Source organism: Labrys sedimenti, from assembly GCF_034424805.1.
GTDB classification, from domain to species: domain Bacteria; phylum Pseudomonadota; class Alphaproteobacteria; order Rhizobiales; family Labraceae; genus Labrys; species Labrys sedimenti.
The window spans coordinates 19,799-32,601 of the sequence record NZ_JAXOUF010000032.1 but is presented as its reverse complement, the minus strand read 5'-3'; the positions used below and the strand labels follow the sequence as shown (position 1 = coordinate 32,601).

General features: G+C 58.2%; 10 protein-coding genes and 2 pseudogenes. 7 read left to right on the top strand and 5 right to left on the bottom strand.

Translation table 11 applies throughout. The annotated features are described in order from the left end of the window. Positions 1-299: 299 nt before the first annotated feature. A pseudogene (locus U1R88_RS33410) lies at positions 300-428 on the top strand (IS3 family transposase); the annotation flags it as partial. 333 nt (positions 429-761) lie between these two features. On the opposite strand, the gene U1R88_RS33405 reads toward U1R88_RS33410, so the two are convergent. After that, on the bottom strand, positions 762-5,162 hold the full coding sequence (locus tag U1R88_RS33405) for a chemotaxis protein CheB (protein ID WP_322435195.1): 4,401 nt from the start codon (positions 5,160-5,162) through the stop codon (positions 762-764). Between the two features lie 241 nt (positions 5,163-5,403). Between U1R88_RS33405 and U1R88_RS33400 the strand changes: the two genes are divergently transcribed. The 3 genes from U1R88_RS33400 to U1R88_RS33390 all read left to right on the top strand — a co-directional run bounded on the left by U1R88_RS33400 (position 5,404) and on the right by U1R88_RS33390 (position 8,177). After that, positions 5,404-5,754 (top strand): COG4315 family predicted lipoprotein, encoded by a 351-nt coding sequence (locus U1R88_RS33400; protein ID WP_322435194.1) that lies wholly within the window; start codon positions 5,404-5,406, stop codon positions 5,752-5,754. Between the two features lie 425 nt (positions 5,755-6,179). After that, complete coding sequence (locus tag U1R88_RS33395; protein ID WP_322435192.1) at positions 6,180-6,983, top strand: response regulator transcription factor; 804 nt, start codon at positions 6,180-6,182, stop codon at positions 6,981-6,983. 144 nt (positions 6,984-7,127) lie between these two features. Then, positions 7,128-8,177: a fatty acid desaturase gene (locus tag U1R88_RS33390; protein ID WP_322435191.1), complete on the top strand. Its 1,050-nt coding sequence runs from the start codon at positions 7,128-7,130 to the stop codon at positions 8,175-8,177. 353 nt (positions 8,178-8,530) lie between these two features. On the opposite strand, the gene U1R88_RS33385 is transcribed toward U1R88_RS33390, so the two are convergent. Continuing rightward, complete coding sequence (locus U1R88_RS33385) at positions 8,531-8,767, bottom strand: hypothetical protein (RefSeq protein WP_322435190.1); 237 nt, start codon at positions 8,765-8,767, stop codon at positions 8,531-8,533. A 57-nt stretch (positions 8,768-8,824) separates the two neighbouring features. Here U1R88_RS33385 and U1R88_RS33380 point away from each other — a divergent pair. Beyond that, a protein-coding gene (locus U1R88_RS33380; protein WP_425545523.1) for an IS630 family transposase occupies positions 8,825-9,927 on the top strand; the annotation gives its coding sequence in 2 pieces (ribosomal slippage) (positions 8,825-9,374 and positions 9,374-9,927; 1,104 coding nt in all). Positions 9,928-9,958: 31 nt separating this feature from the next. Further along, entirely contained in the window at positions 9,959-10,222 is a 264-nt protein-coding gene (locus U1R88_RS33375; RefSeq protein ID WP_322435189.1) for a hypothetical protein, read from the top strand. A 208-nt stretch (positions 10,223-10,430) separates the two neighbouring features. Here U1R88_RS33375 and U1R88_RS33370 read toward each other — a convergent pair whose 3' ends face one another. From U1R88_RS33370 to U1R88_RS33360, 3 genes are all read right to left on the bottom strand, one after another. Further along, on the bottom strand, positions 10,431-11,237 hold the full coding sequence (locus tag U1R88_RS33370) for a transglutaminase-like domain-containing protein (RefSeq protein ID WP_322435188.1): 807 nt from the start codon (positions 11,235-11,237) through the stop codon (positions 10,431-10,433). After that, complete coding sequence (locus tag U1R88_RS33365; protein WP_322435187.1) at positions 11,237-11,521, bottom strand: DUF1488 family protein; 285 nt, start codon at positions 11,519-11,521, stop codon at positions 11,237-11,239. The genes U1R88_RS33370 and U1R88_RS33365 overlap by 1 nt, the downstream gene beginning before the upstream one ends. 94 nt (positions 11,522-11,615) lie before the next feature. Further along, positions 11,616-11,858: a hypothetical protein gene (locus U1R88_RS33360; protein WP_322435186.1), complete on the bottom strand. Its 243-nt coding sequence runs from the start codon at positions 11,856-11,858 to the stop codon at positions 11,616-11,618. A gap of 202 nt (positions 11,859-12,060) precedes the next feature. Between U1R88_RS33360 and U1R88_RS33355 the strand changes: the two are divergent. Then, positions 12,061-12,543 (top strand): annotated as a pseudogene (locus tag U1R88_RS33355) (IS6 family transposase); the annotation flags it as partial. Between the last annotated feature and the right edge of the window lie 260 nt (positions 12,544-12,803).

Genomic DNA, 12,803 nt, shown 5'->3' with positions numbered 1-12,803 from the left:
TCGCCGCAACGCCGCTCCGTCATAATCTGCCCGCAAGCCGATCGCCGAGCCCATGGTCACGCCCTCCACCCAAGGGCCCCATAGATTCAGACTTTCGACCGCTTGGGAATCCCCAGCGTGAGTCAGTGATCACGCAGGCTGGTATAAAGTACGATAAAGCCGCACAAAACTACGATCGGCTACGAAATAACCCCGCTAAGCCAAACGGTTAGCGGGGTTTTGTTTGTGATGTCCCCACACTCGCATGAGCAAAATCAGGCACTTGGCGTCGCAGGTTCAAATCGGGGTTCCCTTTTGTAGCCTTTCTGAAGCACCAGAATCTTAAGCATTCGATGAGCCGACGCGGGAACTGCCAAGACAACGCCGTGGCAGAGAGCTCCTTCAACCTGCTCAAGCGCGAGCGAATCCGCCGCAAAACCCACCGGACGGGCAAGTGGGCGGGGCTTGTCTACCGCGATAGGGGCAGTCCGCATGTCGTATTCCCGATGCCGTCCATCGAGATAAATGGTATGACCCACATGCTCTCCCATCTGACCGCGCCCGCCGCGTCGATATTTAAGTATTGAGGGCTCAAAACAGGCTGACGTTGTCGATCAACATGCGTGGGCTACGGGCCGTGCCGGCAGACGTTAAGTGCTGACAACCTCCTCCCTGCCCAAGCAGAGCGGACAATTGCCGCTCCGCGAGACACAGTTTGCTCTCGCGGCTGCCACTTCACGTCCATCCGGCTGCAACTTCTTCGAGACCGCCTGACAGGTTCGTTACGAATCGGTGGAAGTGGCCGCGAGTGCAATTCGGGCCAGCGCCGGAAGGGACTTCGAGCCGGTCTTCCTCATGATCGCGGCGCGATGGTTTTCGACGGTGCGCTGGCTGATGCCAAGGTCTGCCGCAATATTCTTGCTGGGGTGGCCGGAGAGAACCAGGTCCATAATTTGTCGCTGCCGTTTCGTCAGGGTGGCGATATGGCTTGCCGCGGCTTCCCGCCAGGCGGACAAGGCGCTGGCGTCGCGAGATCGTTCAAGCGCCCGTTTGACACTGGTGAGCAGTTCGCCTTGGCCGAAGGGCTTTTCAATGAAATCCAAGGCCCCTGCCTTCATGGCTTCAACCGCCATGGGCACGTCGCTGTTGCCGGTGATCATGATGGCCGGCAGTCGGTGGATCGCATGATCCAGATGGCGTAACAATTCGAGCCCACTCATGCCGGGGAGATACGCATCGATCAGAAGGCAGGTTTCGGGGCCTGGGTGGTAAGCCTCCAGAAACGCCTCGCACGTCGCGAACCCCTCCGCTGTGTATCCATCCTCCTCAAGCATCTTACAGATTGTGTCGCGGATATACCTGTCGTCGTCGACGACGAAGACGATCGCGGCGACAGTTCTGCTCGTCCCTGTATTGTCAAGGCCGCGCGAAGGAGTGGGCATCGACGCCCGCGGCGCATGAAGAAGGTGCTGAACGGTCTGTATCAGTTCCTTTGGCCGAACCGGTTTATTGAGCTGGATACAATCATGGTTCGCAATATCACTTAGCGTTGCCGCCGATATATCACCGGTCAGGATGATAGCCGGGATATTCCGATGAAGCAGGGTCCGCAGCTTTGCTATAACCGCGAGCCCATCCAGATTATTTGGGAGGTTGTAGTCCGCCAGGACGAGATCCGGCCGGATGGTTCCTCGTGTAATCAATCCGAGCGCGGTAGGCCCGTCTGCCGCCGTCGCCGTTTGATGGCCATCACCCGCGAGAAGAAGGTCCAGAAGATCGCGTACCTCTGGATCATCTTCTATGATCAGAATGGCGCCTGAGCGATGGGGAACGACGACCTTGCCTTTCGCCTGGGGGGACTGCCACCCTTGGACCGCTGCCGCCAGCTGCGTCTGCAGCATGACCTCCACGGCAAAGACCGAGCCTTTGCCCGGACGCGAGCGCACATGCACCGGATGATCGAGCAGTTCACCCAGATGTCGAACGACAGACAGGCCCAGCCCTAGGCCGCGACCGCGCTCGCGCGCGGCATTGTCCAGCTGATGGTATTCGTCGAAGATCGCCTGCAGTTCTTCGTTGGGAATTCCGACGCCGGTATCCCAGATCTCCATGCTCAGCTTGTCTCGATGTCGGCGGCAGCCGAGCAGTACTCTGCCGCGTTTGGTATATTTCAAGGCGTTTGACAGCAGGTTACGGATCATCTGTTCGAGCAGACGCGGATCACTGTAGATGGACAGGCCACAGGGAATGACACGCAGAACCAAGCCTTGCGCTTGCGCATGATAGGTGAATTCCTCCCTCAAGCGCGCGAGCAGATCGGCGACCGGAAAGCTGGCCATCTCGGCATGAACGGTGCCTACTTCGAGTTCGTTGATATCGAGCAGCGAATTCAGCATGCCTGACATGGCGGTGGTCGTATCATCGAGCCGCGCGACCAGCACCAGCGCCTCTTCCTTCCTGTCCTCCCTGATGCTTTTTTCCAGAATGCTTCGCATCAGGCTGAGCGCCTGAAGAGGCTGGCGGAGATCATGGCTTGCGGCGGCCAGAAAGCGTGACTTGGCAATGTTGGCGCGTTGTGCCTCCCGCCTCGCCGTTTCCAGCGCGTCCGTCACGTGCCTGCGCTCGGTAATGTCGGCAAAAGTGATAACGACGCCCTCGACGCCGTTGTCCTGGGTACGGTAGGGCAAGATACGCCGAAGGTACCAGCTGCCGTTGCGCGCTTTGATTTCCCGCTCAATGGGATGAAGCGTATCCAGCACCGTTCGCGCATCCGCAAGAAGCGCGCTGTCGGTGGCGAGCGAACTCAAATCGGCGAGCGGTCGGCCGACATCGGTCGGAATGACACTGAAGAGCGCCTTGGTCGCCGGCGTGAAGAAGCGGATGTTGAGATTGGTGTCGAGAAAGAGTGTCGCGACATCGGTGCTGTACAGGACATTCTGTAAATCGTTGTAAGTCGTACGCTGGCGTTCCAGTGTTTCCTGGAGTTGGCTGTTGAGGGCAGTCAGTTCCTCGTTGAGCGACTGCAGTTCCTCCTTCGACGTTACCAGCTCCTCATTGGTCGACTGGTATTCTTCGTTAACAGAGAGGGCTTCCTCGTTGATGATCCTTTGTTCCTCGCTCGAAGTCTCCAGATTGCGGATGGCGGTTGTCAGCTCAATCCTGGTCGCTTCCAGCTCTTCCTCGAGTTCGGCGATCCGAGGCGCATCATGGGATGTACTCCCATGCGGTTGCCTTCGAGTGGAAGCCGGCTCGTCGATGAAGCAGATCAGCAACAGATCTTCACCCCCATTCTGGATCGGTTGCACGACGATGCGAAACGATCCCCCGTCATCACGGTTCGAACGGACACCGGCGACGACAGTCCGTACGTTCTCCTGGCTGGCGCGCTGAATGGCCGATCGAAGCTTGATGCGTATGTTCTGCCGGGCCATGGCCAGCAGGTCACGTGTGGGAGATCCCGCTGGCACATGCAGATAGCGATCGGTCTGCCCCAGATAATAAAGGCACTCATGCTCCCGATTGATCAAGATCGCGGCGGGTGCGTAGGTCTCCAGCACCATACGCCGGCAGAGTTCGGCAAGGGCGGCTTGTCTGGAAGGTCCGCTGTTTTGCACCATGCGGGCCGGTACCCGCAAGCCATCGCCAGCGTTCAGCGCAAAGTCGAGATCTCCCGGCCGAGTGCGGCCGATCCGGCGATAGAGGCGTTCCGGCTTGGAGATCACCTCGAAACGATCGGCGGCGTTGAGCATGGTCTCCGAATTGCCGAGAAGGAGAAACCCGCCCTCCCGCAGCGCGAAATGGAAGAGCGCGATGACTTTTTCCTGCGCTTCCGGCAGCAAATAGATCAGAAGATTGCGGCATGAGACCAGGTCGAGGCGGGAAAAGGGAGGATCAGCCAGAACGTCCTGTACCGTGAAGACCACCATTGCGCGCAATTCGGGCAAAACCCTGTAGCCCTGCTCTTCTTTCACAAAGAAGCGTGCCAGCCGTTCCGGCGATATCTCGGTTTCGATCGTCGTTGGGTAAAGGCCTTCGCGTGCGCTTGCGACGGCGTCCGGATCTACATCGGAGGCGAAAACCTGCAATTTGAGGTGGCGCGCTGCAGCCGCGATCTCTTCGCGAAAGAGCATCGCCAGGGAATAGGTCTCCTCGCCGCTGCTGCAGCCGGCGATCCAGATGCGTAGCGGCCGATCGGGTGGATGGTTGCGAACGAGGTTGGGAATGATCTTCGTAGCCAGAAAATCGAATACTTGTCGGTCGCGAAAGAAGCTGGTGACATTGATAAGAAGATCCTTGGCAAGCAGATCCAGTTCGTCCGCATCACTGCTCAGCAGATCGAGATATCGCCCTACGCCGTCGCGCTCGATCGCGGCCATTGCCATGCGCCGTTCGATCCGGCGCTGCAGCGTCCCCGATTTGTAGAGCGTGAAATCGTGAGCGGTCCTGGTACGAAGAAGCTCGAGTATTTGGGATACGCCCTTTTGGGTAGAGCCCTCCAGGCCCAAATTGCTTTTTGTGCCTGGAAGGGCCATCCGCCGATCATATCGGGCCAGTGCGTCGGGAATCCCGGCAACGGGGAGCACGAGGTCCACTGAGTCTGTCGAGATTGCGTTGCGCGGCATGCCGTCATAGCCGGCCTCATCGGGGTCCTGGGCGATGACGAGGCCGCCTTCGTGCTTCACGGCCTTCAGCCCAAGGCTGCCGTCGGCTCCAGTTCCGGAAAGGATCACGCAGACGGCGCGATCGCCATACTCCTCTGCCAGGGAATGCAGCAGAAAATCGAAAGGCAGACGCGCGCCGTGGCGGGCCTGGGGTTCCGAAAGGCGAAGAGCGGCGTTGGCGACCGAGAGGTAGGTTCCGGGTGGAATGACATAGAGGTGATCGGGCTCAAGCCGCATGCCGTCCTCAGCTTGTCCGACGACCATAGAAGTGTGGCTCGCCAGCAGGTCCGCCATCATGCTGTGATGTGTGGGATCGAGATGCTGTATCAGGATGAAGGCCATGCCATTCTTCGCGGGCAGGGCTTTCATGAGACCGGCTGCAGCATCCAGTCCACCAGCCGAGGCACCGATCCCGACAACCAGAAAGTCGTTGTCCCCGCTCGAAGGCCCCCGCCGTGGCAGGGAATACCGCCTGGATTGAGGAAGTGCCTGCCGGTCCCCGGGTAGGTCATGGGTCGGCATGATGCTCTTGCTTTCGTGAGATCCTCCACAAATCCGGTGGCGTGTCATCTTATCATGAAATCGCGGTAGCGACGCCGATTGTCGCAGTGACCGCCTAGAGCCGGGCCTGAGTAGATTCCGAGCCTGTAATTGCCCTTGCCGGCGGCATACGTTGGATAATTGCAGGCTCGTGCCGTCAAGGAACAGGTGGGCATCTGCATGCCTTCACACTGCGGGCAACGCGGTGCATGGGATTATCGTGATGAAGATACATCTGACGGGCGCTGCGGTCTTGTGTGCTGCGCTTGCCCTGCTCGTACCTGCAGCTCACGCAGGCATGCTCAAGGCCAAAAATGGCATGACGCTCTACGTCTTTGATAAAGACAAGGCAGGAGTCTCGAGCTGCTATGACGATTGTGCCAAGAACTGGCCGCCCTATTTGGGTAAAACGGGCGAGAAGATGATGAAGGATTGGACTCTGATCGGGCGCAAGGACGGTCAAATGCAATGGTCCTATGACGGCAAGCCTTTGTACTTCTATAAGGACGACAAGAAAGCAGGTGATAAAGCTGGGGACGGTAAGGGCGGCATTTGGCACGTCGTGGTGGAATAATCGCGCGTCGCAGGGCGGGCTGGAGAAACAACAAGCAAGGTGGCGAAGCGCTCGGTTTTGGTAGAACCCCAGATACGATCAAGCGCGGACACTGCTGAGAAGGTGTACGTGGGCCGGCTTCCTTTCACATTCGAATGATGTACCTGCGTTGATATCGCGCTCAGAAAGCGAGATGTAAGGCATGCGCTCGCGTGCCTTTCGATTGCCGACCCGGCTCGGAGCCCATCAAGGGTAAGGTAACAGTGGATGCCCGGATCTGAGTAGTTTCCGAGCCTGTCACGTCGCAGGGGCCGATGCGTAGATAGTCGCACCAGAAGCTCGTTCGTTGCGCTTGCTGGGCGGGCCTTGGCCACGGCAATCTTAACTCTTTCACTGTGAGAGTTTGGGCCAGGTATTCACGAGAGGTCCGTCGGAGACTTAGGTCCATGAATACTTCGCCGATGAAAAATCAAGATTTCGAGCAAGCGGTGTCTTTGTCGGAAATTGGAAGCGAGGACGATTCAATCTCCGGCTCTTCCGAGGATCAGGATCAGGCCTTGGACGCTGCGCCGGAAAACCCTCCGAAAACCAGCGTTGCCGTCATCGATGGGAATATTCTTTTCCGCGACTGTCTGGCGCATTGCCTTGCAGTTGCCGATACCGGCCTGGCGCTTGCTAGCTATCGGGATGTGGAGCATTGGCATCGGACAGCTCCCAATGTCCCGGTTGGGATTGTTCTCCTATGCGCCACGGGGCTTGAGCCGACCAGAGTTGCGGTTCGCCGCAATGTGGCCTTTGTCCTTCGCGCTGCCCCTGCAGTGCAAGTCATCGTCGTGTCCGACATGGAGGAAGCCATTGAAATTGTCGAAGCGCTCGAACAGGGCGCAAGAGGCTATATATCGATGAGTGCCAATCTCGACGTGGCTGTTGCAGCCATCCGCCTGGCGCGCGCTGGGGGAATCTTTGTTCCAGCTTGTAGCCTCGCAGCGTTCCGATCTGCTGCTGCGTCGGTTTCAGATCCGGGCGCGCGTGACGGTCAGAACCAGCATCTCTTCACTGATAGGCAGCTTGATGTCATTCGCCTGTTGCGCCAGGGAGAGGCGAACAAGCGGATTGCGTACAGCCTCAATGTTGGCGAGTGCACGGTCAAGGTGCATGTCCGCAACATCATGCAAAAGATCAAGGCGCGCAATCGGACTGAAATCGCATTTCTCACAAAGGGGCTGTTCCTGCAGTCGGACCTGAATTGATCCGACGACACGAGCTCATGGGGCGGGGCTGTTCGCTATGGGAAGCCGATTTCCTGCGAACTGAGTAGTTTCCGAGGCTACTCAGTCGAATGGTTGTCCAGCTACGATTGAGGTTCGGGCTTGCCTGCTTGTTTGAGAATGCGGATGTTGGACGACAAAGACATCGATGCCCCTATCCAGGCTCCGCGATCCTGGATCTCGATCCTAGGCCGATATCGTGAGCCGGCAACCTTACGCAGCGTCTTCGAGTTGTTGGTTACAGCCATTCCGTTCCTCGGCCTGTGGGGGCTCATGTGGCTTGCGCTCGGCATTGGCTATTGGCTGTGTCTTCTTCTGGCGATCCCGACCGCCGGCTTCCTCGTGCGCCTCTTCATGATCCAACATGATTGCGGACATGGAGCATTCTTTCGCCGACGTGCGACAAACGACTGGCTCGGCCGGGTGATCGGTGTGGTGACGCTGACGCCCTACGGTTTTTGGCGCAGGGCTCACGCGATGCATCATGCCGCGGTGGGCAATCTCGAGCATCGCGGTGTGGGCGATATCTTCACGCTCACGACCACCGAGTATCTTGCCTTGGACTCTGGCCGCAAGCTTGGCTATCGCGTGTATCGAAACCCGATCGTCTTGTTTGGCTTCATGCCGGCCTATCTGTTTTTGCTGCACCAGCGCCTGCCATTCGGCTTCATGCGTGCCGGCTGGCAGCCCTGGCTCAGCACAATGGGAACCAATGCAGCAATCGCAGCACTGGTCGTGACAATGCTGTGGCTGATGGGGATCAAGTCATTTCTTCTCGTGGAAGGCCCGGTGATGTTGATCGCTGCCTCGATCGGGGTCTGGTTCTTCTACGTGCAGCACCAATTCGAGGATACGCAATGGGCGCATGAGGGCGAATGGAACGTGCAGGAGGCAGCGCTTCATGGAAGTTCCAATTACGAACTTCCACCGTCCTTGGCATGGTTCACTGGCAATATTGGCGTGCATCACGTGCATCATTTGTGCAGTCGTATTCCGTTTTATCGTCTTCCGCAGGTTTTGAACGATCATCCGGAGATGGTGAACGTCGGCAGGCTCACGCTGATTCAAAGCCTGCACTGCGCGGGTCTGGCTTTGTGGGACGAAAACCAGGGAAAACTCATTTCGTTTGGTGAATTGCGCAGGCGTCGACCGGATGCAGCCACTACCGCTTCGTAACGCCACGATGCCTCTATCTGCCCCCAATATTGGGTGCTTCCGTGGGCGCTCCATCAAGGAACAAAATTGAACCTGCCAGCGTGTCTATGTTCGTCCTCGCCGGATCTGGCTGGCGTCAATGACGATGCGCTCAGGCCGGCCGTGTCGCTGGGGTGCCTTGCTGATAAATTGCCTGGGCGGTGCCGGGGCACGATGTTCGCCAAGAAACGAACCCCGCCGTATCGCCGGCGCCGCTAATGGCAAGGTACAGATGCATCCGGCTATCGCCGGGCCGTGAAAATATTGCTGCTCCGCACCACCTCTTGGGTTATCGACGTGCCATTTGGAGGTGGCCCCGCTGTCGTCCCCAGCGATCATCCAGTCGCCCTTGGTTGAGGCGTCGTGTCGAGAAGACGTCGAATTGAGACTTGCAATTCCCCAACAAAGGCGACGGTGGCTCGCAGGGCTGCAATTTCATTCAAGGCTCGCGATCCCAGATCCTCGATGGCGATCGAAAATTCCATCTTGCCCGCGGCAGCAGGCGCTCTAACGCTGAACAGAAGGCGGCCGTTTCCCTGTTCCTCGACTTTTATCAGCTCGACATTTGTCATTTCGCCTTCCTGCATTATACCGAGTCTCGGAGAGGGTGACTCGGGGTGACTTCCCAAATCAGCGCGGTCCTGATTCAACATGGCGAACGCAGGAGGTTCGTCGTGGCGATTGCTCTTCGGGTAGATTTTGACGGGCCGATGGCGCGGGTCGCTGCGAAACGGTCGAAGGACGGGCCGCAGGCGCGGCGGCTGTTGGCTTTGGCGGCGATTTACGACGGCGCGACCCGAACCAAAGCCGCGAAGATCGGCGGGGTGACCCTTCAGATCGTTCGAGACTGGGTTGTGAAGTTCAACGCGCATGGCCCGGCCGGGCTCATCGAGCGCAAGGCGCCAGGCCAGCCGCCTCGGCTGATGGACAAACATCGCACGGCGCTGGCTGCGATCATCGAGAGCGGGCCGACGCCGGCAATCCATGGCGTCGTCCGCTGGCGGATCGTTGATCTCTGCCAATGGCTCTACGAGGAGTTCCGCCTCTCGGTCGCCAAGCAGACACTGAGCCGGGAACTGCGGGCCATGGGCTATCGCAAGCTGTCGGCCCGACCGCGTCATCATGCGCAGGCCGAGGGAGCGATCGAGGATTCTAAAAAAGCTTTCCCGCCCGTGTGGCAGAGGTCGTCGAAGGCCAAGGTATCGACCCGGCCGATATAGAAATCTGGTTCGCCGACGAGGCGCGCATCGGCCAGAAGAACAAGATCACGCGACGCTGGGCCAGACGAGGAACCAGGCCGTCGGCGCCCCACGACCAACGCACCGCCTCGACCTATATCTTCGGCGCGATCTGTCCGAAGGAAGGGAAAGGTGCAGCCCTCGTCCTCCCCACTTGCAACAGCGAGGCGATGAACCTGCACCTGGCTGAAATCGCCACCGAGGTCGCGCCCGGCAAGCACGCCATCCTCCTGCTCGATCAGGCCGGCTGGCATCTGTCGAGCCGGCTGATTGTCCCGCCGAACATCACGCTCATGCCGTTGCCCGCGAAATGTCCGGAACTCAACCCACAAGAGAACATCTGGCAGTTCATGCGCGACAACTGGCTCTCGAACCGGGTCTTCAAATCCTACGACGATATCCTCGACCACTGCTGCTACGCATGGAACAAACTCGTCGACCAACCATGGCGCATCATGGCCATCGGAATGCACGAGTGGGCGCACCGGTTCTGATCAAAGAGCCTTGGTATAAGGGAGAGGTGCAATGAATGTCCGTACGACGCGTTCGACGGTAACCTTCACCAAGTCATTCCACCTCGATGGGCTCAAGGAATACCAGCCACCGGGAAAGTATAGAGTCGACATCGACGAAGAGTTAATCGAGGGGCTATCGTTTCTGGCCTATCGCCGCGTCGCGGCTCTTCTTCACCTGCCGGCACTCTCACAGCCACAAACCTCGATCCAGGTGGCCCGCATTACACCCGCCACGTTCGACGCCATGATCGAACAGGACTCCATGACCATCTAGCAACGGCTGAAATTGGCTGGAGCATCATGCCGAAAGGCGAACGCCGGCTTTCGGCAAAAACGACGCGACTACAAAAACTTACGACATCAAGCCGGTTTCTGAAATCGGGTCAGATGCCGCAGGAGATGCTTGCGTAGGCTGCATCGGTTGGACTCTCGCAAGTCAGCCTGTGCTGCAAATCGGAGCCAAGTGGGAGAGGCGAGCCATTTTACGTTGGTACCTCATATGTCCAGACCCGAAACGCCGTCAGAACATGCGGGCCGAACGAGTTGATGAGAGGGACATCGGCCGCATCCCGGCCGCGAGCGACCACGATCCGGCCAATCCGGGGAACATTGTTACGCGGGTCGAACGTATGCCATGCCCCGCCCAGGAACACTTCTATCCAGGCGCTGAAGTCCATGGGATCGACGATGGGGACACCGATGTCACCCAAATGGCCGTTGACATAGCGTGCGGGAATATTGAGGCAGCGGCAGAGTGTTACCGCCAGATGCGCGAAGTCGCGACAAACGCCGATGCGCTCATGGAAAACCTCGAAAGCCGTTCGCGTCGAACGGGCCTGCATGTAATCAAAGCGGATGTGGTCGTGGACGAAGTCGCAGATCGCCTGCACGCGGCCCCAGCCGGGAGCTATCGTGCCGAACATATCCCAGGCGACCTGGCTGAGGTGGTCCGTTTCGCAGTAGCGGCTCCCCATGAGGTAGGCCAGGCAGTCGTCCGGCAACTCAGGCACCGGGACCTCCCGGGCGGACGGCACTATCTCGTCGGGCTTGCCGTCGTCCTCGATCGTGGCATCGCCCCAGATGGTCAGCTCGCCTGTCGGTGCCACAAGCCGACGGCAGCGATTGCCAAAGAGATCATGATAACTCGACAGTTGGGCGTGTGGCGTGGTGAAGATCGTTTCTGCAACTCGAATATCGGCCGCGCGATCGTCGTGGACCGACATCAGGCAGACCAAGGCAGTTGCCTGTGGGCAGTTCAACGTGATTTCGTAGCCATAGCGGATCAGCATCAGACCGCCGATCGGAAATCGGAGACGGTCAGCGTGTAGGAGTTGAGGTGATCGTGAGAGTAGGCCTCACGGGCGACATCATAGATGGATGCACGCAAAGCATCGAAAGCCGAAAGGCACTCCGCTTCCGGCGCCGGTGATCCGCTCGAGGTCGCGCCCGCCTTGGCGAGTACGCCAGCCTCGACGAAGAACTGTATTTCGAACATGCCATCATAGCCGAAGAAACGGACCGCGTTCCGCGCTTCATCGAAGCTACGGCTTGGGTTGGGAAAGGCTAGCGTCATGATCGGTACCCCATTCTAGAGCAAAGAGCGATTTCTTCGAAACGCAATTTCTCTCTAGCTCTTTGTTTTGATGCAATTTCGTCGCTCTGAACGTTCATGGCGACGGCTTTTCATCCAGACCTTCGAGGGTGCCGAGACTGTGCAAATAGAGACGTTTTCCGTCACTATCGCTGATGGTTACGGCATCGGGCCGCTGCGGCATGTTTAGGGTGCACCGCAGCTGTTGCGCAATCTCGATGGCATGCTCGAGGTCGGAAGCGTCCACAGTCTCACGACCTACGACAGCACGCGCATCGTCAGCCCGACGGACACGATAAAACTCTATTACCATCTTCATAGCCTTCGCTCCGCACAATTTCATAGGTGTTTGAACTTGTTTCTGTCGAATGCGATATCTAAGTCGGTACAAAGGATCGGTCTCCAACCACTGCGCGGTGTCAGAAAATTGGAAGATTCTAGTTCGTCTTCAGGCTCTATCGCAAATGCTTCGGTGAGGGGCGTCAGACATAGAAGGTACCTCAAGATTAGAGGAGCCAGCCATGGATGAGATCTATATCAAGGTACGCGGCAAACGGATGTATCTGTCCCGGGCTATCGATAGCGTCGGCGACACAGTCGAGTTCTCCTTCAGCAAACAGCGCGATCTTCCGGAGGCCAAGCGCTTTATGCGCAAGGCTTTGGCGCATCATGGTCGGCCCACACATATTGTGATCGACGGCAGTCAGACAAATCGGGAAGCGATCATCTCCTGCGATGGCGAGAACCGGCTGCGGGATCGATCACAGCAGCCAAGCGAGACCATCCACATTCACCAAAGCCAATATCTGAACAACCGCATCGAGCAGGACCACCGACGCGTTAAGCACCGCAACCGGTCCATGCTCGGGCTCAAATCAAAGGTGACGGCTGCGATCATCCTGTCTGGCATCGAAATGATCCACATGATGCGAAAGCGACAGGCGAGGTTTGCCTACAATCCTGATCCATCCATCGCCGAACAGTTCGCGATCTTCACAGCATAGAACACAGATACGACCCGCCATTCTCGGACTCGCATCGAACTTCGCTACTGATCCTACCTATCTCCTCCGCTGTTGGATTGTTGCCCGTCTAATTGGGTTTCGGAGACTGTGAGGCTTAGAGGCAACCTTGGGGGTGGGCTGAGGTTCGTCCTGCGCCAGCCTCAATGCTTTGAGTTTGGCCGTTTTCTGTTCGCGGGCAAGTCGCTCCGCGTCAATGCGGTTCTGTGCGATTGCGTTTATTTCCGCATATCTCGCGGCCC